Here is a 22090-nt window from a genome sequence, read left to right on the forward strand (position 1 = left end):
CACTCTCCGACCCGTTACCCCTGCGCGACCCCAACGCGGCGTCGCATCTTGGTGGCGGTATTCGAGAATACGAAGGTCCAGGGCTGCTGGAGCATGCCGTGCTCGCTGCCCAGGTACTTCGTGTGGGGAAAGTAGCGACACGGGTCGTCGAGGACCAGGCTGGCGGCGCGCTCCAGGGCGAGCTCGACCATGCGGAACTGGGGCTCGACGGCCTGGGTGCTCAGCCGGCCGGAGAGATCCTGGGCGTGCTGGGCGAGTTCGCCGGTGTCGACGCCGGCGAGCCAGCCTTCGACGACGGGCCAGTCGAGGCCGTCGAGGGGCTGGCTGGCGGCCGCGCCGCCCCAGCCGGGGGCGAGGTGGCTGACGAGCTTGGCGAAGGCGATGAAGCGTGTGCGGGTGTCGAGGTACTGCCAGGCGCCGATGCCCATCGCCCACCCGGCGAGTTGCTTGCCCAGGTGGACGAGCAGCTCGGTGGGGTCGGCGACGCTGCGCCAGCGTCGGTCGACGATCAGGCGCAGGGTGCCGTCGTCGCACACGAGGCTGCCCCCGTCGACCTCGGCGGTCTCGAGCACTTCGTGCAGCTCCAGGCCGTAGAGGCCGGGCCAGCGCGTCGCCAGCTCCAGGTCGGCTTGTTCGGGGCCGCGAAGCGTGGTCGCGCCGTCGAGCGTCGGGCGGACCAACGTGGCGTCGAGCGCGCGCCGAATCACCGGCTCACTCTGGCGCAGGAGCGCGAGGAATGACGACAGGATGGGCCGCGGTATCAGGTCGTCGAGCACATCGCCGGGGAGCGCGCGGCTCGGCCAGTGTCGCGTCTGCGACTGGTGCGCATAGAACTCCTCCATCTCCGAGGTGCTGTAGCCGAGCGCCTTGGCGACCGCCGCCAGGCAAAACGCCCGGTCGGTCTGCCCCAAGCGCTGGGCGATGGCGAAGTGCGGCGCAAACGGCCGGCCGCCCTGCATCTCCTCGAACGCCTGGTGGGCGAGCGCCCGGAAGAACTCGTCGAGCTCCGAGGCGTTGTTGCGCTCGCCCATGTACTCGCACAGCGCGTCGACCGACGCCTCGTCGTCCGGATGGTGCAGCAACAGGTCGCGGAAGGCCGACAACACCTGGCGCTCGTCGCGGCCGAGCTCGACCAGGTAGCGCGCCTTGCGCGCCCTCCCCTCGCGCAAAACCTCGGGTTTCGACGCAGTCGACTCGAGGCGCTGCAGGTGGATGAGCGCCGTCTCCAGGTCGCCGTTCTCCGCCTCCAGCCGGGCGATGTCCAAGATGATGTCGGTCTGCGACGGGTTGCTTCTGAGCGCGCACTCGTAGGCGTCGAGCGCCTCGAAGCCGCGCCCGTCTTCTTCGAGCAGCCGGCCGATATGCACCCACAACCGCTCGTTGAGCGTGTCGTTGTCGGTCAACTCGGCGGCCTGGCGGTAGCAGCGCAGCGCCGCGTCGATCTGGTCGTTTTCGTGGTAGAGCTCGGCCAAGATCCGCAGGCTGCGAAGCTGGCCCGGGTTGTGCTCGAGCGCGCGCTCGAAATACTCCATGGCCGCCTGCGGATTCTTGCCGCGATGCAACGCGATATCGGCCATCTCGTTGAGCATCTCGCATTTGCGCTCGACCTCCGGCGTGTGGGCGAGGCGACGCTCGTAGAGGGCGAGCAACTCGCCGACCTCGCCGCGCTGCAACAAGAGCGGCTTGAGCTTGTCGAACGCCTCGGCATGACCGGGGTTGGCGTCCAAGACGGTGCGGAATTGCTGACACGCCGCGTCGAAGTCGCCCAGATACTTGCGCTGGACCTCGGAGGCGGCGGTGCGGTTTTCGAACGCCACCTGGGCGACCTCGGTGCGCTCGGCCTCCCGCTCGCACCAACGCACCAGCTCCGCCCAGCGGGCCACCCGCCGGCTGGCGAGCTTGGCGAGCTTGAGGGCCGGCAAAAAGTCGGGGAACCGGTCCAACACGTGCTCGCAGACGCGGAGCGCCTTCTTCTCTTGGCCCCGCCACATCAAGGTAACCGCCATCCACGTCAGGTCGGTCGCGCGGCTGACCACACCCGGGGTGCGCCGCGAGCCGATGGCGGCGAGCATCCCCAGAAGCTCGACGTCGTTGAGGTAGCGCGCCTCGTACAGCGCGCGCACCAGGCGGCCCTCGGCGAGCGGCGACGACTTGATCTCGTCGAGCTGCTCGTACAACTCGGCGCGCGAGGGGCGCGTCGAGCCGCGAAAGCGCCGGCGGAACACGGCCAACAGCGGCAGCACAGCGGGGTGGGCCCACATGCGCCGCAGGCTCTCGAGGGCGTTGATCTCGTCGACCGCGCCCCCCTCTTCGACGGCGAGGCACATGCGCACGAAGAGCCACACCGGATGGTCCGGGAAACGCTCGCTCAGCGCCCGGGTCGCCTCGGGCGTCTCGTCGACGCGCAGCAGAAGCTCCAGGGCGAGCTCTTCGCCCTCGCGCACGGCCACGCCGCGCTGCAGGCGCTCGACGATGCCGTCGACGGCGCTCTCGCTCGAGGCGACGTCGGTTCGCAGCAGGCCGAAGAAGGCGTCGACGTTGTCCGGCTCGGCGCGAAGCGCCTCTTCGAAGCAGTCGAAGGCCCAGTCGGGCGTGCCCAGATAATGCTCGACGAGCACACCCAACTCGGTCAGCCACGAGGCCTCGTCGGCCGGCTCGACCGCCAGCTCGACGAGGCGCTCGGTCACCTCGGCGGCCTCCGAATATTCGCGGCGAGCCAGACGCACGTCGAGGATCTCGACCAGCGCCGGGATGTGGCTCGGGTTGGCGATGAGGACCTGCTCGAGAAACTCGGCGCGCAGGCGATTGTCCCCGTTCGGCGACAGATACCAGCCGTGCAGATGCGCCAGGCGGAAGGTCAACCGCTGCCAATCGTCGGGCTCGACGGCCGACTCGAGCTTCGTCTCGAGCAGTTGCGCGAGCTCGGCCCACTGCTCGCTCGCGATGAGCGCGCGCTCGTCGTCGGGAAAATCGAGGTCGATGGCCCAGTCGTCGCCCGAGGCCGCCAGCGCGTCGAAGTCGTCGTATTTTCTCCAGGCGAGCAGCCGGTACGCCTTGGCGAGCCTCGCCGGCGCACAGTTCGCGTCGGCGGCGAGGGCCTCGTCGAGGTATTGGTCGACGAGACCGGCGCGTCCACCGCCGATATGGATCGTGCGGGCGAGCTCGGCGCTCGCCAGCGCCCTGAGGCGCCGGTCGGCGTAGGCGGAGGCGAGTGTTCCCAGGGATTTCGCGCAGTTGTTGAGGTCGCCGCGGGCGCGCGACCAGCGTGCCAGACGCCGCAGGTACAGCGGCCGGCGAGGCGCGAGCGCCACGGCGTCGCGCACGACTTTGTGAGGCTCCAAGCTGGCCAGCGTCGAGTCGGTCTTGCGCACTCGGCCCAGACCGTTGAGCAGCGTCGCCAGGCGCATGAAGCGCGCGGCGGCGACGTCTTTGAGGCGGTCGCGACGCGGGGCGTTGTCGGCCCTGAGCCGACGGCCGAGCGCGACGTCGGCGGCCACGAGCTGGCGAAGCGCGACCGCCTCGCGCAGGTGGTCGCCGACCGCGGCGGCCTCGCGCTGCATCATCACGAGCAAGGTGCGCGAGGGACTCCCCGAGTCGAGGCGCTGCTGCACGTAGTCGAAAAAGCCGGGCGTACCGCGCAGGAAAAACGCCGAGGCGTCGACGAGCACCACACGCGGCTCGTCGCGCAGGTGGCGCGAGACCTGCCGCCAGATCTGGGCGGCGCGCCCACGGTGGCCCGACTGATGGGCGCGAATGCCGCGCAACACCAGCCCGGGGAGCGTCTCGGGGGGCGACAACTGCTGTTCCAGGCGCCGCTCGACCTCGCCGTCGAGCCCACCGGCGAGCAGCCGCTCGGCCACGATGGAGGCGCGTCGCACCCCGGCGGCCTCCAACTCCTCTCTTGCATCCCACGCCTCGAGGCGCTCGAGGGCGTCGAAGAAGCGCTCGTCGGGCTCTTCCCAATGCTTGACGACCAGGTCGACGAGCAACGAGCGCACGGGCTGCGAAGTCTGCGTCCCCGCCTCCTCGAGGCGCGCGGCGGCCTGGCGGCCCAGCCCGCCGAAGAGTCGAAGCGTGTTGGCCAAAAGGTAGATGTAGCTCGAGCGCAGCTCGGCGTCGCCCTCGGCGCTCGTCTCCTGGCGAAGCTCCTCGACCCACTGAGCCCACGGGGCGCGCAAAAGAAGCTCACCGTCGTGACCGTCGAGGCCCACCGACACCGTGCCGCTCCAGTCGCGAGGCGGCTGCAGCGCCTCGGCGCGGTCGTCTGGGGCCGATCCGCCCTGGGAAGGCCTGGCGAAGCGCCCAGTCGACGGACTCTCGTCGACGAAAGCCTCGCTGGAGGCATCGCCGTCGACCGCAATTCGCAGCCCGGTCACCTCGAACGGGTCGAGCGCGTCGGCCGCGTCGGCCCCGCCCGTCTGTCGCGCCGCCCGGCGGAGACGAGCGCGTGCGTAGACCGAGTCGATTTCGAGGGTCTGCTCGTCGTCGACGTGTTGGGAGCCGTAGCCCGTAGAGAGGGCTCGCTCCAACTCGTCGAGCGGCTCCCATCCCTGGGGCTTGGCGAGGTTGTCGGTGACGCGTCTTTCAGCGGTGGTGGAATCGCTGGAGGGTACGGCAGGCAGGACGTCGGTGTCGTCGTCATCGTCGCGCGAGGTGGGCAGCACGTCGGTGTCGGCGAGGTCCTCGTTATCCGACGGCTGCGCGCCGACCGGTTCGGTGATCGGATCAGACGTCTCCCCGACGGCCGACGCGCGCTTTGCGTCGTCAATCGCGGTGGAAATCTCGTCGGTACTGGTTGTCTCTGAGGCGGCGAACTGGCCGCCCTCTCCCGACGTGTCAGACATACTCGTCCCTGCCAATTAGCTTCAGTGCATGGAGAGTATCTGCGCGGGGCCGAGGTTGCAAGCAGGGGCTCTGGCCCCAGCCAGAGAAGTGCGACGGGATGAAAGAATTCGGGCAGTGATTATTTTCACAGTTAGCCCTGTTTCAAAACAAGGAACCACTTCCGCCCGACAGCCGAACCACTTTCCGAGGCTTGCGACGTGTCCATGGATCGCGCCGAAATAGCTCGCCTGATCGACCAACTCGACCACCCCGACGCGGTGCGCCAACGCGAGGTGCGAGATCGCCTGGTGGCGCTGGGCCCCGAGGCAGTCGAGGTGATCAACGCCAACCTGCGCTGCGTGAGCACGCGGGTGCGCACCGGCCTGGTGCAGGTGCTCGCCGACATCGGCGACGAGCGCGCGCTCTTGCCGCTGATGCGCTACGTGTTCGACGAGCGCAACAACGTCACCGAGAGCAACGCGCGCGGGCTGGCCATGCAGTCGATCATGCGCATCGCCCAACCCCGACACGCCACCAAGCTATTCGACTTCTTGGTCGACATGCGCGATGATCCCGATGCATTTGTGCGCACTTACGTCATCGAGGCCTTCGGCAAATTGGGCGACGCGACCGCCACCCCTTATGTGCGCGAGGCCCTCGACGACGCGAGCGAATTTGTGCGCGAGCGCGCTCAAAAGACCCTCGACGAGTTGGAGATGAGCCAGACGAAGAACGCCCAGAAGCTGTCGGGCGAGGAGTTGCTCCGCGAGATCCGCAGCGCCACCGGAGCGCGGCTGACCTACTGCGTCAAGTTGCTCAGCGAGCACGACGACGCCTTCGCGCTGGCCAGCCAACTGGTGCGCGAGGATGGAAACCGCTCGATGGTCGGCCTGCAGGTGCTCCAAGGCCTCGACGACCCGGCCGCCCGGCGCGTGGCCGTGCGCCACTTCCAGCTGACCCGCTCCGACGCCGACCGCGCCGCCAGCCTGCGGCTTCTGGCCGAGCACCTCGACTGCGACGCCGAGGCATCCGAGCTCAACGCCATCAAACGCGCGCTCGACTGGGACGACAAGTTCATCGAGCTGGCCGCGCTGGCCGCCGCCGCCCGCTCGGGCCACCCCGAGCTGACCCAACGCGCCGTCGAGGCGACCCGCTCGGGCGACTATAACGCCGCGGCCACCGCCTCCGAGGCCCTCTCGAAAGCCGCCGACAAGCTGCCAGCCAACCTGGCCGACGCGCTCTTTGGAAGCATCCAGATGGTCAACGGCCACCGGCGCCACAACCCGCACGAGGATCTCGTGCGCACCGAGGCGTACCTGCTGCGCGCGCTGAGCAAGATGCTCCAGCCGAATGACGCGCGCTCGCACCAGGCCCAGCAGGCCGCCCTGGCCTCGCTTCGGCGCTCGCACGAGCAACAGCCCATCGTCATCACCGCCCTGGAGGTGCTGATGCGGCTGACGCCCAAAGATGGCTACAAGCTAAAAGATCGCTGGCACCCGGCCGACGCCGCCTCGTTGGTGCCGCTGCTTCGCCACGCCAACCCGAGCGTGCGCCGACGCGCCCTCGAGGTCATCCGCCGCGGCGCCCCGGGCGACGCGCCCAACCTGTCCCGTGAATTCGAGCGTTTGATGCGCGACGACCCCGCCCTGGTCAGCGAAGCGGTCATCCCGGCCATCCTCGAGACCTCCGGGCCCAACGCCAAGAAACAGCTAGCCCAGCTCGCCGTGGCCAATGAGCCCACGGTCCGCCGGGCTGCTGAAAGCGCGCTTCGACGCCTCAGAAATCGCCAACCCCACATCGACGTCCAGTTTAAGCGCGCGCGAGAATAAAAAATCACCACAGGGGGCACCGAGAACACGGGGGACTACTTTTTCGAGCATTTCTCCGTGTTCGCCGTGCACCCCGTGGTGATTTTCGACCTCAGCTCTCCTTTGTATTCATCGCTGCGAGGCCCTGCAGCACGCGTGGCAGGTCGAGGCCGAGCGTCTGCTTGACCTGCTCGGAGCCGCTGGCCGCCTTCATCGGCAGCGAGCCCTGGCGGTCGAGCTTGTCGAGGTTGGAGTCGATGACCGTGATCTTGTCGATGTCGATGTCCTGAATCGTCGACATCATCGAATCCATGATGGCGTCGAACTGCTGGAGCATGAAGATCGGGCGCGCAGCGTCGCCGGCGTCACGCCATGTGTCCAGAAGCGCCTGCAGCGCGGCCACGTTCGCTTTACCGTCCTCGATAATCTTCGCGGCGTTACCCTTCGCCTCCGCCTCGAGCTCGGCCTTGCGGGCCTGCGCGGGCTGGATGACGTCGGCGGCGAGCTGGCGTTTGACCTGCTCGAGGCGCGCGCGCTGCACGTCGAGGCTCGCCTGGGCCTTGGCCACGGCCGCGCCGATGCGCGACTGCTCCTCGGCGACCATCGCCTCGGCGCGCGTCTTCGCGTCGAGGATACGACGCTCGGCGTCGGCCTTGGCGATGTCCTTCTGGGCGTTGATCTTGGCGGTCGCCTTCTTGAGCTGGTTGTCGGCGTCGCGAATCGCGGCTTCGGCGCGGTTCTCGGCCTCGGCGATGCGGCTGTTCATGATCAGCGTGGCCGACTGCTTGCGACCGATGCTGTCGAGGTAGCCCTTGTCGTCGGTCACGCTCTGGATCTTGAGCGTGTCGAGCGAAAGTCCCAGCTTCGACAGGTCGTGCTCGGCCTCTTCGGAGAGCTCTTCGGCGAACATCTGGCGGTCGTTGTTGACCTGCTCGGGGGTCAGCCGGGCGAGCACGCCGCGAAGGTTACCTTCGAGCGTCTCCTTGGCCACGCGCGAGATCTGCTCGCGGGTCATCCCCAGAAAACGCTCCACGGCGTTGTTGATGAGCGGCTGGTGGCTGGCGATTTTGACGTTCGCCACGCCCTTGATGCTCAAGGGGATACCGCCCTTCGAGTAAGCGTTCGACACGTTCAAGTCGATGACCATGTTGGTCACGTCGAGGCGGTCGACCTTGTGAAATAGCGGGATGCGAAGCTTCTTTCCCGAGTGAACGATCTCGTAGCCCTTGCCGGACTTCTTTCCGCTGAAGACGAGCACTTCGCTCGGCTCGCAAATCTCGAGAAGGTTCGACACGGCAATTGCACCGGCTCCGGCAGCGATGCCGAAAACGATGATGATGCCAATGATTCCTCCAAACATACCGTCTCTCCCGATGTATATGCCGGCGGGTTCGACCGCCGACGGTGGCCGCCCTGCCCCGAACGGGACAGAGGCCGTGAAATCGTATTACACCTGATCCGAATCGCTGGGCTTCGACAGCCCCTCGAGCGAGCGCGACTTGCGCTTCTGCGCGAGGTTCTTGCGAGCCGCCTTCTCCAGACTCTTGCGCCGCTCCTTCGCTCCGTCGGACGAATCGCCAGACGAGGACTCGCCGGACAAGGCGGCGCGAGCCTCCTTGTTGCCGGTGAGCGCGCCGCCGATGTCCAGACCGACGGTGTCGCGCATCTCGCCGAAGATATTGCCGACGATGCTGGGGAACGAGCTGACGTAGTTGGGAAGCGCCTTGCCGTCGCCGCTGTCGATAAGCGCGACCTCGCGCACCGACACCTGACGGGCCGCAGCGCTGACCTTCTCCATGATCGACTCGAGGCGGTGGATGATGAAGACGTCCATCGCGTCGTCGCCGGCCTCGGTCCACACGTCGGTCATCATGCGCAGCACTTCGGCCATCGCCCGGCCCTTCTCGGCGATCTCGGCGGCCTGACCGGCAGCCTCGAGCTCACGGGAGACCTTCTCGGCCTCGGCGGGGATGACGACGTCGGCCTGCAGACGAATCTTCTCGAGCTCGGTACGCACCTGCTGGAGCTCCTGCTCGGCCTCGGCGCGGGCGGCCAGGGCACGCGCCTCGGCGCGCTCCTCTTCGGACTTCGCCTCTTTCTCGAGCTGTGCTTGAAGCTCACGCAGGGCGTTCTGCGCCTTTTGAATCTGCGCCTGCGCGTTGCGACGGGCGACCTCGCCCTCACCCTGAGCGGCGGCCTCGGCCTCCTCGGCGGTCTTCATCGAGTCCGACTCGGCGACCTCGGCGACCTTGATGATCTCGGCGATACGTTTGCGGCCGATCGAGTCGAGATAGTCGCGCTCGTCGCTGACGTTCTGGATCTTGAGGATATCGAGGTGCAAACCGAGCTTCTCGAAATCCGGGGTGGCTTCCTCTTGGAGGCCCTCGGCGAACTTGAGCCGGTTTTCGTTGACCTCTTCAGGGGTCATCGACGCCAGGACGCCGCGCACGTGACCCTCGAGGGTCTCCTGAGCGACGCGCAAGACCTCGCGGCGGTCGCGGCCCAGGAAGCGCTCGATGGCGTTTCCGATGAGCCGCGGGTTGCTCGAGATCTTGACGTTGGCGATCGCGTGGACGTTCAAGGGAATGCCGCCCTTCGAGTAGGCGCCCTCGATATGCACGTTGACCGACATCAGCGTCAGGTCGAGGCGCTCGACCTTCTCGATGATCGGCCAGCGAAAGCGCCGGCCGCCGAACATCGGATGCCAGCCGCGCGTGGAGCCGTCCGAGGCGGTGTAATTACCACCCGAGAAGATGACGACCTCGTTGGGACGTCCCACGATCAGGAAGGACTTGGCCACTGCGAAGAGCAGTAGGAGTCCGACGACGACCGCCAGCCCGAGAGCGACGACCAAGATGAGTGATTCCATGACTAATTCCTCGTTTGCCCCACCCTATTCGGCGCCCTTCTTTTCGAGCGCAGACCGATGGACCACTTTTGCGATGCCGTCTTTGACACCCAGAACAAAAACTTCCTCGTTGAAATCCAGAACGACCTCATCGTCGACCGATTCGGCCAACATTTCAATGGTGCGGTCTTTGAGATGCATCTGGATCTTGCCGCGCTTGCCCGCGCGCAGGGGGAGGACGACCTTGCCGGCCGCCCCGCGATAATCGTCTTCGGTGATGCCTTCGCCGCCGGTGCCCGAGTTGACCACGTGCATCGCGTAAGCGACACCCAGCCCCGACACCAGCCCCATGACCAGCGACAGGCCGAACACGCCCATCGCGCTCTCCCACAGGCCGAGCCCCTCGAAAATCACGCCCGTCAACCCGAAGAAGGCGAGCGCGAATGTCCAGAACTTGAAGCTCGTGAAGGGATTGAAGCGCTTGGAGACGTTGACCTCGATCTCACTGTCGTGGCCGTGGTCGGCGTCGAGGTCGAAGTCGCCATCGGCGTCGAAGTCACCGTCGAGGTCGAAGTCGCCGTCGAAGTCCGCATCAAAATCGGCGTCCATATCGACGTCGAAGTCCCCGTCGACATCGGCGTCCGCCTCGAAGAGGCCGCCGAACACCGACAGCGCCACAAACGCACCACCGACGATCAAGCAGAAGATGTAGGTGAGGAAAAGTGCGGACATTGCATGCTCCGAAGCGCCAAGTCGTCCCGAGACTTTTTAACGGGACTTATAGATACTACGTCCCGTCCGGTGCAATCAAGGTGCCTGCGCCTACTGGATGTGTTCATCGTCCGTCGATTAACTCGTTGTAAGTCCAAACGGCGATGGGGTCGATGATGGCCCGTGAACGTGACCGTCTAATCATCATATACAAATCGCACCGCACACGACCCCTGCGGGCTCGCCCTCATTCTTACCTACAAATCTCAAGTCTTTTGGATAAGCGGAGGCGTAAGCCGGAGCGCCACCCCTCGTAGCGTAGCGGAGAGGGGTCTTTGTAGCCGCATGTGACCGAGACGAAGTCGAGGGAACGTGGGGGGAAGGGTCAACGCTCGACACACGTTCGGCATTCGAGGATGCACGTTGCGAAAGTGGTCGGTTATTGGAAAAGACAAAAAGCAACCACTTGTCGAGGATGTCCGCGGCGCCCCGGGCGCTCCCTTCGGTCACACCCGGCTACAAAAACCCGGCGGACAGCGCCGGGTGGCGCTTCGCCTGCGGCTACGCTTTTCAGGTAGCCAAGAGCGAAATGAGCTGGGTCGAGATGTGGGTAAGGATAAGGACAAGCCCTCCCGGGTCTATCGGCAACAATTTGTGGGATCATCAGACGGTGCCCCCCGCTTGCTCATGCTTGGAAGCTTCGAGTAGGCTCCAACGAATAGTCGAATAAACCTGCAACACCAGCGTGGGGAAGATATGAGGCGCCTCTTGCTACTACCGGTCTTAGCATCTTGTTTGAGTTGCATGGGCATCAACCACGATCCCCCCCGCGACGGATGGGAGGTTTCCGAGTCGAATGAAACGCGCGGCACTCAGGAGTCGGATGATGGAGTCGACGCCTCAGCGCAACACAACGGCGTGGTGGTACATCCGGATTCTGAGCGGCAGCCCACATTGTCCTCCGAGGTTCGACGTTCTTGTGGAAGTGCCCTAGAAACTCCCCAACGGGCGCGGCTTCTTGCGTACGTCTATTTGCAATTGGTCGCGGCGTACGACGCAGACAGAAACGACGACTGCACCATGCCGGCTGAATACGAGCCAGTGTACGAGCATGCTCCCGTCGATCTCTACCTACGATTCCCAGACCACAACCCGACATGGCACAAATTCGAGGTCGAGCGAGGAGTACTCGGGCAAGAGCGACGGGGGGAGACGGCCTGGTTTGTAAGTGTAGAGGACTCGGAAGGCGGCACATTCATCTGGGAAGTCCCGTTCTATCTTGGTGAGAATGCCCGAATCTCTATCTACGGCCCGGAGTGCTTCCCGCTCGATCCGTATCCACCCGCACAATGGGATGCCGCCAAGCTACGCGAGCGCTTTGGAAGAATTGAGCTGCGAGTCGAACAGGCTGAGAGCGGCATTTCCAAAGAGATCTCATCGCCTTACTTCGACATAGTCGGTGTAGGGGTTCCGCAATTGCGCCATTCAGGAACCCTCGCTGTGTGGGCTAGGTGTTATATCCGCACTTAGCCCCAAGGTGCCCCCTCAAAAACTCGAAATTCTTGAACCGCCTCGGACTAACACAATGAGGCTCTCAATTGTCACAGGTCCCAGACCCGTTGTTGGCGATGGCTACATCGTCACCCGAGAGGCCGTGCTTGTCTGCAAGCGCTTCGGCCTGACAGCGCGGTAGCTTCGGGTTGTCCTCAACACCTAGTCCAGAGAGCTCTTCGAGGCCGGACAGTGCTTCGATGCTGCGAAGTTCGTCGTTGTATTCGAGTATCATCGCAGAAATCTTTTTCAGGGATTCGAGACCCGCCAAACTCTGCAGGTTGTCGGAGTCGATCAGTTCCATATTCGACCCGATCTCGCGAAGCGAACTCAGAGCCTCGATACTGGTGAGTGAATCACAGTAGCGAATGTAGAACACATCGTTGATCCGCTCGAGACTCTCGAGCCCATGCAGACTCTCCAGAGTATTTGCGTCATCAAGGTCGATGCTGTTCACGGCCTTCAACCCTTTGAGAACAGCCAAATCCTTGGGACGAATATCGTCGCCCGCCGCGAATGGACCCGTGAGACTTACTCCTGTACCGAGTTTGTCGCAGGTGGACTCGCAGAAAGCTTCGACGCTGTCTCGGTCGTCAAGAAATAGGCCATTTTGCTCCTCGTAGGTGCAGTCGTCGAATGTATCGAGTTGTAAGCGGGGACAATCGATTGAGGACCAGGAGGTCGTCTCGACCTCTCCCCCATTCTCTTCGCCGCCGCACCCGGAGGCAATTCCAACGAGAATGGTGAACAGCAGGATGGTCACAGCAGGGTATCTTTGGTTTGTCATGATAGATTCGGTGTGTGCGAAGCGTTGTTCTCTTATGCGTTGACGGTAAAGTACTACGCCGGAACTCGGTTGCCGCGTCAGAAACGCGTTCAGCTCGCACGAAATCTTCAAGCCCGCTCCTCTTCCACTTCCTGCAACACCCCGTGAAACTGCTGTTCGGTCAGCCCGAGCTGGGCGCGCAGCCGCTCGAGGAGTTCGACCTCCTCAAATTGGACCGTCTCGTCGGCCGCCGCCATGTATGCGGCCTGGCGCACCAGCGCGATGGCCGTCTCCTCGTCGCGGTAGCCCTCCCAATTGAGTTCGGGGGGCGGCTCGGAGAACCAGCCGGTGACCTCGGGGGCCGATTCACTGCGCTGGACCAGGTCCATCAAAAAGGTGCGCTCGCGATCGCGCAACTCGCCGTCGGCCCAGGCCACGGCGAACAAAGTTTGGAATACGTCCTTCATGTCGATTGATCCCATCGGTGAGCCCTCGCGCTCGTTGAAGTCATATAGAAAATTTCCAGTCCCCTTGAATCGCGGGACCGGTTTGAGGCATCATAAGGGTAGCCCGAACATGCGCCAACCACGGTGGGCCTGAAAAGATTAAATCTTTTTGACCCGCCGCGCGTATGTTTAGGATGTAGATAAGGCTTCCATGCAAGCAGTCACTCACGCGCACCGCGCTGAAACCGGTCTCATGAATGTTTGGCGAGACAAATGGTTGCGGATCTTCACCGCCTCGGCCGTCTTCTGGATGGCTCTGGTGCTGACTCCGCGTGCCTGGGTCGACGACGTGCAGACCCAGGAGAGCGCCGAGGTGCCCGTGCGCCTTCTCGACCAGCCCGACGACTGCCTGTGGTGCGAGCCGTACCACGCCGTCGAGCCGGTCAACTGCACCGACGAGGAGCAGGACAAGCCCGTCTGGCTCAATCCCGACGAGCTCCAACAGCCGCAATCGGCGCCCTGCTTGGACAAAAAAGCCGACGAGAAGCCCAGCGCGTAGCCCATCGAATTGCCCGGGCCACTGGACATTCCCCGCCGTCTGCACCATATCTATAAGCAACTCAAGCTATCTTCTTGGGGATTTCCCCGGAAATCTCTGCTCCTATATTGAAAAATTGAGATTCACAGATCGGGTCCGTACGACCCACGAACACGGTTTTGTAACATGACTGAAGAACAAAGCACCCGCTCCCACGGCCGAAAGGGCTCGAACGTCCCGGCGCCGCCGGAGCACGATTATGTACGTTTTATCCCGCTGGGCGGCCTCGACGAGGTCGGCATGAACTGCGCCATCATCGAGTGCAACGGCTCGATGCTCTTGGTCGATTGCGGGCTGACCTTCCCGGAGGACGAATTCGGCGTCGACATCATCCTGCCGGATTGGACCTACGTGATGGACAACCTGGACCGCCTCGACGCGGTCTTGCTCACCCACGGCCACGAAGACCACATCGGCGCCCTGCCCTTCTTTTTGCAGGAGGTCGACGTGCCGGTCTACAGCGGCCGGCTGACCCTGTCGATGCTCTACAGCAAGCTGCAGTCGCATAACCTGGCCGGCGAGGTCGATCTGTTTCCGGTCGAGCCCGGCGAGCTTATCGAGCTCGGCCCCTTCGTCATCGAGTTTGTCCACATCAACCACTCGGTGCCCAACGCGATGAGCATCGCGCTGAAGACCCCGCTGGGGAACTTCATCTTCACCGGCGACTGGAAGCTCGACCAGACGCCCATCTACGAGCCGCCGATGGATATCCAGCGCTTCGCCGCGCTGGGCACCGAAGGCGTCGTGGGTCTGTTCGGCGACAGCACCAACTCGGAAGTCCCGGGCATGTCCACCAGCGAAGCGGTGGTCCACCAGGGGCTTCGCGACGTGCTCGAGGCGGCCGAAGGCCGCGTCATCGTCGCGCAATTCTCGTCGAATATCTTCCGCGTGCGCGGCATGCTCGAGTTGGCCAAGGAGCAAGGCCGCAAGGTGGCGCTCTTGGGCCGCAGCCTCAACCGGAACTTCAACCTCGCCCGCGAGGAAGGCTTCATGAAGCTTCCCGGCGAGGACGTGCTCATCGACGCACGCGACATCGAAGATTACCCGGACAAGGAACTCCTGGTCATCTCGACCGGCAGCCAGGCCGAGCCGCGCGCCAGCCTCACCCGCATGGGCCTCGGCGACCACTACCAAATCTCGGTCAAAAAGAGCGACACTATCGTGGTGAGCGCGCGTAAGATTCCGGGCAACGAGCGCGGCATCTACAACATGCTCAACAACCTGGCGAAGTTCGGCGCGACCATCATCACCGCCAACGACGCGCCCATCCACTCGACGGGCCACGCCAAGCAGGAAGAGATCAAGTTGATGCTCAACCTGACCACGCCCGAGTATCTGGTGCCGGTGCACGGCGAGTATCGCATGCGCAAGCGCCACGCCGAGCTCGGCAAGGCCGTGGGCATCGAGAACCAGCAGCTCATCGAGAACGGCGACGTGCTCGAGTTCGACCACACCGGCGCTCGCGTCGTCGGTCACGTGCACACCGGACGCCTGCTCGTCGACGGCAAGTACACCGGCGACCTCGAGGAGATGGTCCTGCGCGACCGCGCCAAGCTGGCCAACTCGGGGATCATCGTGGCGTTCGTGGTCATGGACCGCGATACCGGTGGCGTAACCGCGGCGCCCAACTTGATGCAAAAAGGCTTTATCGGTGAGACCGAGATCGATCACCTGATGGACGAGGCGTCCGACTACGCCCTCGACGCCATCCGCCAGCTCTCCGAGCAGGCTCGCCGCGACACCAACGAGGTGCGCGAGGCGGTCAGAAGCTCGATCCGACGCTTCTTCCGAAAGAGCATCGACCGCAAGCCGGTCGTCATCCCGGTGGTGCACGAGGTGTAAGACACCCACGCACACCCGAGCACAGTTGCATCTGTACCCGCGGCCGCGCGTCTGCTACCAATTTATCCGACATCTTTGTTGGATATGATTGGCACGGACCGCGGCCGCGCGTCGTTGTCCGGCCCCCTGGCGCTGGTGACAATGATGATGCCCCGCTCGTTCGCATTCGCCGCTGCATATTTGGCACTGCTGCTCACCCACTTCCCCGCCTCGACCGCACAGGCGACGGAGCTGCGCCGCCCCTTCGCCGAGAGCATCGCGCTGGGCTACGGCTTCGACAACAACTACTCGCGAAGCGGCTGCACCGACTACAATTGCGGCAGCATCTGCTACGACGGCCACACGGGCGCGGACTTCCCGCTCGTGGTGGGCACGGACGTACTGGCGTCCGCTCCGGGTACGGTCGTCGCCACCTACAACGGCTGCTCGAACTACGGTTATGTGGGCAACACCTGCGGCGGGCGCTGCGGCAACTACGTCAAGATTCGCCACCCCGACGGCGAATACACCCTCTACTGCCACATGAAGAAGGGCTCGCTTGTCGTCTCCAACGGAGACTCGGTCGACTGCGGCGAAAAAATCGGCGAGTCCGCGAGCTCCGGAAGCTCGAGCGGGCCGCACCTGCACCTGGCATGGCGAACGAGCAGCAACGTCGGTCAAGACCCTTATGCAGGCGCTTGCACGAACTCGCCAGGCGCCTGGCGTGACCAGAATGGCTATCGCGACCCCGTGGGTGCCTCCTGCGGCTGCTCGCCGAGCACCGAGGTCTGCGACGGCTCGGACAACGACTGCGACGGCGAGGCCGACGAAGACGAGGTCTGCGAGGTCGACCTGCTGGTCGAGGCGCCCATGAGCTACGCGCCGCCCAAAACGACGGACGTCAACGGCGACGGCCTCCAAGACGTCTGCGCGCGCTTCGGCGCCGGCTGGGGCTGCTATCTGGCCACGGGCGACGGCTGGGGCGAGCGCGTCACGTCGAACAAAATGAGCGACGACGGCGGCTGGGGAAGCCGGCACTACTACGCCACGATTCGCACCGGCGACGTCGACGGCGACGGCTTGGCCGACGTGTGCGGCCGCCACTCGCGAAACGGCTACCAGTGCTGGCGCTCGACCGGCTCGGGCTTCGAGCACTACGCCGACGCCCCCGGCTACACCAACGACGACGGCTGGACCGACCCGGGCTACTACACCACCTTCCGCCTGGCCGACGTCAACGGCGACGGCAAGGACGACGTGTGCGCCCGCGGCCCCGACGGCTGGAGTTGCCAACTGTCGACCGGCTCGGGCTTCGGCGACACCGTCGACGGGCCGGATTGGACCGACGACGTCGGCTACAACCACGCCTGGTATTACGGCACGATTCGCACCGGCGACATCAACGCCGACGGCAAAGACGACGTGTGCATCCGCCACTCGCGCGGCTATCGCTGCTACACGTCCAACGGCCAGGGCTTCGACCATTTCGCCGACATCGCCGACCTGTCGAACGACGGCGGCTGGACCGACGCCAAATACTGGTCGACGATTCGCCTGGCCGACTACGACGGCGACGGCAAAGACGACGTCTGCGCGCGCTTCTACGGCGGCTACCGCTGCATGCGCACAACCGACTCGGGCTTCGAAGCCCCCGAGCATCTGCGCAGCTTGAGCGACGACAGCGGCTGGGGCGACCGCGACAACTACTCGACCTTCCGCGTCGGGGACCTGAACCTCGACGGCGCCGACGACTTCTGCGTGCGCGCCAACGCCAACATGACCTGCTTCGGCAAGGAGGTCGGCGGCGACGTCTTCCGCTTCGGCGGGCCGACCTGGTCCGACGACAACGGCTGGGACGAGGCGCGCTACTACCAAACGATCGCCATGACCGACCTCGACAACGACCGGCGCCGCGACCTGTGCGCGCGCAGCAAAGACGGCCTCAACTGCGTGCTGCGCACCGACGACGGCTTCGAGCCCATCGCACGCCTGGACGACTTTACGAACGACAGCGGCTGGGGCGTCATCGAGCACTGGAGCACGCTGCGGCTGGGCAGCGGCGAGTGCCGCGCGGAGTTGTGTAACGGCTTCGACGATGATTGCGACGGCGAGGTCGACGAGGGCGGCGTCTGCAGCACGGGCGAAGACGCCGGCAATGGTGGAAACGCCGACGCGGGCTCGCCCGACGGCGGCTCGGCAGATGCCGGCGCACCGGACACCGGCCGGACCGACTCGGACGCCTCCGGCGGCGACGTCGCCTACGACGACGCCGCGTCCACCGGCGGTGCGTCGACTTACGCCGGCAAGGCCGCCTGCTCGACGGGCACCGGCTCGGCGCGATCCACGCCGCTTCTGCTCGCGCTCCTGCTCCCACTGCTCCTCATCTGGCGCCGCCGACGCAAAGCAGTCCCTGCCCTGCTCGCCGTCGGCTTGCTGACCCTCGTCGGTTGCGACAAGGGTGAGCCGACGCCCGATGATTCAGCCAACGCCAACACCCAGACACAGTCGTCCGCGCTGACCTCAGCCGAGGCGCCCGCCGCATCGAAGCTCCTCGCCGTCTATGGCGACTGGAGCCTGCGCGGCACACTCCAACCCGTACCCGAGAACTCCGACGCCGCCCCGCGCTACGCGACCACGCTGCTGCGCGACGGCAAACCCCAGAGCTGGCCGCTCGACGACGCGTTCATCACCAACGCCGTCTTCGTGCCGGGCGACACGCCCAAGCTCGCCGCGCGCCTTTCCAACGGCCGTCTCGTGCTCGCTAGTCTCGCCGAGGAAACGGTGTCCGACACCGTGTCAGAGCTCGACGACGGCGTCGGCTTCGTGGTCTCGGCTGCCGCCGACGGCTGCTGCATCGCGTATATGCGCGGCGACATGGGCATGCAGTCGAGCCTCCACGTCTACGCCGTCGACGGCTCGCGCTCACGCGAGCTGACCGTCGAGCAAAACGGCTGGTCGCCGGCCATCTCGCCCGACGGCTCGAAGGTCGCCTACGTGGCGCCGACGTCCGAAGGTGAGACCGGGTTCTACGTGCACGATTTCAACACCTCGCAGACACGTCGGCTCGACGTCGCCGAAGGCGCCTTCCCCTCCGGCCCGCAGCCGCCGTTCTGGACCGACCGCGGCATCGCGTTTGCGGCCGAACGGGGCGCGTACATCGTCGATTTGCAGGGAGGCATTCTGGAAAGTGCGGCAACGACGGACGGACTGCTCGTCGACTACTCGACGGGACGATTCGTCGATGCGACGGGCGCCGAAATCAAATTGAGCGTGTCGCAATAGATTTCGGAGGCAGCGCATCTTGCGCTGGTTGCAAGGCCGCAAACTCCTGCAACCAGCGCTCGAAGCGCTGCCTCCAAATTCATATCAGCAACGGCTCATTGACCGCCGGGACGAACAGGCTCGGCGGGATCCGCCGGCTCGGCCTCTTCGAGACACGGAATCTCGCGAATCCGCGTGCACTCGGGCTTGTCGCCGCACATGCTCACGGCGTAGCCGTCCGGGCAGCTCCACCCGCTATTCTGGCCGGTCTGGAACTCCTGGCCGATCAAATCGCCGGTCGAGAAGATGATGTTATTCTCCACGTCGGCCGCCATCATGGCGGCGTCGCTGTTGAGCGAGCCGGCCGGGAACGGACCGTAGATCTCGGCGCCGAAGGAGGCGTCCGAGCCGTTATTGCGCCCCTCGAGTTCGATGACGTGGGTGCCCGCCGTCAGGCTAATCGGCGTCATCCACCAGCGGCGGAAGTTCTCCATGGCGCTGCCGGTCTTCGAAAAGATCAAGCTTCCGTCGACGCTGAAGCGAATCTGATTGTCGGCGCCCATGCCCACCAAGTAGTCGCCGTCGGCCGGCACATCGATGCACTTCGTGAACCCGATCCATTCGTTGGTCGGCTGCGTTCCCACGCCGCCATTTTGCCCGCACGCCCACACGCCGACGGTGTTCAGCCGGCTGCTGGGATCATCGTAGGTCATGCCAAAGAAGGCGTTGGTCTCGGGGGTTCCGTCGGGATACATGGCGCCGAGAGCGGAGTAGTTTCCGTTATAGTCGCCCTCGCACACCGTGTGAGTGGTGCCGTTGTAGGTCGGCTCGACCGACTCGACGCGAATACAGCTCTCGCCATCGTCGCTGATCTGGAAGCCCTCGGGACACTCGCAGGTCTCGATGCAGTCCTCTTCGCTGAGTACGTGAATCGGGAACTTGATGGCCGCGCGCGACGGGTGCGGGTCGCCCTGGGCGATGAGCAGGTCCTCGATGCGCACGAGGTTGCCGTTGGCGTCGTAGCCCATGTCGAAGACCGTCGCCTTGATCTGGTACGTGCCGGGAGTGGCTGCCGAAATGGTCGCGCACGCCGTCGTCACGCCTTCGTCGGTCGTCTGCTGGCTCGTCGAGACAATCTGCGCCCCGCTCAGCCCCGCGCTCCAGTCGACCTCCATCGGGTCGGAGTCGGGGTCGGAGATGTCGATGCACACGCGCGTCTCTTGCTCGCAGGTGAACTTCGAGGGCTGGAACTCGAGCTCATCGATCTGGGGCGGATGGTTCGCCGTGCCGATGATGTCGAGCCCGCCGTTGTCCTCGCCGCGACACTGCAAGATGAGCAGCGTCTCGGTCGTCGAGCCGGCGAAGACCTCGATATTGTCCTGGTGCGCCGACCAGCAGTCCTGCGAAGGGTCCCCGTTCTCCTGGATGGGCTCGACGAGCACGTCGTAGCAGCCCGGAGCCAGGTCGAAATATTGGTCGGCGAAAAGGTGCTGGGAGTCGGCGTCGTACGGCGCGTCCTCGAAGGTGCCGTTGCCGCCGGGGATATACATGTCGGCGAGGTCGACGTCGGCCGTCTCGGTGTAGCCGGGCACGATTGGATCACCGGTCGCGCAGTCGACCTGCGTGACCGTAAAGCGCATGCCGCCCAGGTCGGTGTCGGCCAAGACATCCGTCGTCAGCGCGAGCTTGGCGGTCTCGGCGGCATCATCGGGCGAGGTGGCGCCTGCGGGCCCGGGCTCGGTGGCCGACGAGCAGCCCACCGCCAAGCCCAGAGAGGTGACAAGTACGTATTTCGAAAGCGATTTCATCATTGAGCTCCATCCATAAGGGTGCGTCCATCAGAATTGAGAGATTCTCAGAGCTCCGAGTTCAACTGCGGCCATGGCGCGTCACTTGTCTGTGACAACCCAGCAGTAACAAATGCCCACCCGCCAAGAAAGCGCTCAGGGCCCGTTTGGGCTCCAAAATCGCGAATATATCCAACATTGCACCAAAGGCGCGCCCAGGCGCCACTTTCGGCACCGAGGTTGAGCCAAAGCGAAGACATGACGAGCGCAGAAACGCAGCGCACCACGCCCCCGGCGATCGTGAGCCATTGTCTGCGCCGCCCTACACCTGCCGGCCGGCCCCCGCCAACAAAATTGACTCCTGAGGCATCCATGGTACGCTGCGCATACCCGCGTTCACTGATTTTCGAAGTGTATGTCGCGGCTCGATGCGCACGGACGCGCACCGACGAGCGGATCCACCACCTCGATCCGCCGACCACGGAGGGTTGTAATGGCAGCAGAAAGCACATCTACGAAAAATTCGACGGGTAAATCACCGGCGCTCTGGCGCGAAATCGGCGGCCTTGTGCTCGTCGCACTCGCGCTGGTGATCTTGCTCTCCATCCTCAGCTTCGACCCGGCCGACCTCGAGGCCGCCGGCGCCCCGGGCAACCTCATCGGGCCCGTCGGCGTGCGCGTCGGAGACGCCCTGCTCTACCTGTTCGGGGTGGGCTCGTTCTTCTTCGACGCCCTGCTCTGGTACCTGGGCTTCATGCTCATCGTGGGCCGGCTCATCGAATGGAAGTGGTCCGAGATTGGCGGCCAACTGCTCTTCGTGCTCTCCGGCGCGATGCTCAGCCACCTCTTCTTCGTCGACTACACCCTCTTCGGCCACATGCCCGGCGGGCTCGTCGGCGAGTTCACCGGCGAGGTGATGCGCGGGCTCTTCGGCACGGTGGGCACATCCATCATCGGCGTCTGCTCGCTGCTCCTGAGCCTGATGCTCGCCACCGACATGAGCCTGGGCGCGCTCGTGCGCAAGATCATGGGCGGCGTACACCGCTTCGGCGCCTGGATGAAGCACAAGCGCGAGGTGCGTCGCCTCTACAAAGAGCGCGTGGCCGAGGAGCGCCGCAAGATCCTCGAGCAGGCCGCCAAGGAGGGCAAAGACCCGGCCCAGATCGCCGCCGAGCTGTCCGTCAAGCCGCTCGTCGAGGGCGACTACGAGTTCGACGCCGAAAAGGAGGTCGAGGAGAAGCTCTCCAAGAAGCTGATGAACCTCTTCAAAGGCGAGATCGACGAAGACTTCGACGAAGCCTCGACCACGGCGCCTGATTCGTCCTCCGACGAGGCCGATGACGACGATTGGGAGATGGGTGAGCCGATGGCCACCGACCCCGAGATCGAGGACGAGGACGTCGCCGACGTCGACGACGAGGAGGAAGAGGCGGACGAAGGTCCCGAGATCGTCATCCGCCACGTCGACGAGGACGACGACGAAGACGACGCCACCGAACAAAATGCGGGCGACGTCATCGACATGGGCGCCGAGAAGAAGGCCTCCGGCCCCGTCAACGCCGACTTCGGCCCGCAGATCGTCGAGAGCGAGGCGCAGAAGAAGGCCAAGGCCAAAAAGGACCTGCTCGCAGGCGACGACGAAGACGGCGTGCTCTTCAAACCCAAGAAG

The 22090-nt window shown here is 64.8% G+C and carries 13 protein-coding genes; 6 read left to right on the top strand and 7 right to left on the bottom strand.

All coding sequences use genetic code 11. From position 1 onward, the window contains the following. Positions 1 to 14: 14 nt before the first annotated feature. Positions 15 to 4844: a tetratricopeptide repeat protein gene (locus FIV42_RS29835; protein ID WP_141201237.1), complete on the bottom strand. Its 4830-nt coding sequence runs from the start codon at positions 4842 to 4844 to the stop codon at positions 15 to 17. A gap of 204 nt (positions 4845 to 5048) precedes the next feature. Here FIV42_RS29835 and FIV42_RS29840 point away from each other — a divergent pair, with 204 nt between their 5' ends. Next, positions 5049 to 6653 carry a HEAT repeat domain-containing protein gene (locus FIV42_RS29840; protein WP_168211039.1) on the top strand — a complete coding sequence of 535 codons (1605 nt, stop codon included), beginning with the start codon at positions 5049 to 5051 and terminating at the stop codon, positions 6651 to 6653. Positions 6654 to 6744: 91 nt separating this feature from the next. On the opposite strand, the gene FIV42_RS29845 is transcribed toward FIV42_RS29840, so the two are convergent. From FIV42_RS29845 to FIV42_RS29855, 3 genes are all read right to left on the bottom strand, one after another. Continuing rightward, on the bottom strand, positions 6745 to 7992 hold the full coding sequence (locus tag FIV42_RS29845; protein ID WP_141201239.1) for a flotillin family protein: 1248 nt from the start codon (positions 7990 to 7992) through the stop codon (positions 6745 to 6747). Positions 7993 to 8079: 87 nt separating this feature from the next. Further along, the gene (locus tag FIV42_RS29850) at positions 8080 to 9501 is read right to left on the bottom strand and encodes a flotillin family protein (RefSeq protein WP_141201240.1); all 1422 of its coding nucleotides are present in this window, start codon (positions 9499 to 9501) and stop codon (positions 8080 to 8082) included. Between the two features lie 24 nt (positions 9502 to 9525). After that, a complete protein-coding gene (locus tag FIV42_RS29855; RefSeq protein ID WP_141201241.1) occupies positions 9526 to 10212 on the bottom strand; it encodes a hypothetical protein in 687 nt (228 codons plus the stop codon). Positions 10213 to 11271: 1059 nt separating this feature from the next. Here FIV42_RS29855 and FIV42_RS29860 point away from each other — a divergent pair. After that, entirely contained in the window at positions 11272 to 11721 is a 450-nt protein-coding gene (locus tag FIV42_RS29860; protein ID WP_141201242.1) for a hypothetical protein, read from the top strand. A 64-nt stretch (positions 11722 to 11785) separates the two neighbouring features. Here FIV42_RS29860 and FIV42_RS29865 read toward each other — a convergent pair whose 3' ends face one another. Both FIV42_RS29865 and FIV42_RS29870 read right to left on the bottom strand, forming a co-directional pair. Further along, the gene (locus FIV42_RS29865) at positions 11786 to 12505 is read right to left on the bottom strand and encodes a leucine-rich repeat domain-containing protein (protein WP_141201243.1); all 720 of its coding nucleotides are present in this window, start codon (positions 12503 to 12505) and stop codon (positions 11786 to 11788) included. A 131-nt stretch (positions 12506 to 12636) separates the two neighbouring features. Next, entirely contained in the window at positions 12637 to 12975 is a 339-nt protein-coding gene (locus tag FIV42_RS29870) for a hypothetical protein (RefSeq protein WP_141201244.1), read from the bottom strand. A gap of 232 nt (positions 12976 to 13207) precedes the next feature. Here FIV42_RS29870 and FIV42_RS29875 point away from each other — a divergent pair, with 232 nt between their 5' ends. The 3 genes from FIV42_RS29875 (at position 13208) to FIV42_RS29885 (ending at position 18655) form a co-directional block, all read left to right on the top strand. Beyond that, positions 13208 to 13513: a hypothetical protein gene (locus FIV42_RS29875; RefSeq protein WP_141201245.1), complete on the top strand. Its 306-nt coding sequence runs from the start codon at positions 13208 to 13210 to the stop codon at positions 13511 to 13513. A 165-nt stretch (positions 13514 to 13678) separates the two neighbouring features. Continuing rightward, a complete protein-coding gene (locus FIV42_RS29880) occupies positions 13679 to 15394 on the top strand; it encodes a ribonuclease J (protein ID WP_141201246.1) in 1716 nt (571 codons plus the stop codon). A gap of 147 nt (positions 15395 to 15541) precedes the next feature. Continuing rightward, positions 15542 to 18655, top strand: coding sequence for a peptidoglycan DD-metalloendopeptidase family protein (locus FIV42_RS29885; RefSeq protein ID WP_168211040.1), 3114 nt, complete (start codon positions 15542 to 15544; stop codon positions 18653 to 18655). A 95-nt stretch (positions 18656 to 18750) separates the two neighbouring features. On the opposite strand, the gene FIV42_RS29890 is transcribed toward FIV42_RS29885, so the two are convergent. Beyond that, positions 18751 to 20442 carry a carbohydrate-binding protein gene (locus FIV42_RS29890; RefSeq protein WP_141201248.1) on the bottom strand — a complete coding sequence of 564 codons (1692 nt, stop codon included), beginning with the start codon at positions 20440 to 20442 and terminating at the stop codon, positions 18751 to 18753. Between the two features lie 472 nt (positions 20443 to 20914). On the opposite strand from FIV42_RS29890, the gene FIV42_RS30465 reads away from it, so the two are divergent. Beyond that, the coding region (locus FIV42_RS30465) for a DNA translocase FtsK 4TM domain-containing protein (RefSeq protein ID WP_168211041.1) at positions 20915 to 22090 on the top strand (1176 nt) is incomplete at its 3' end.

Source organism: Persicimonas caeni, from assembly GCF_006517175.1.
Taxonomy (GTDB): domain Bacteria; phylum Myxococcota_A; class Bradymonadia; order Bradymonadales; family Bradymonadaceae; genus Persicimonas; species Persicimonas caeni.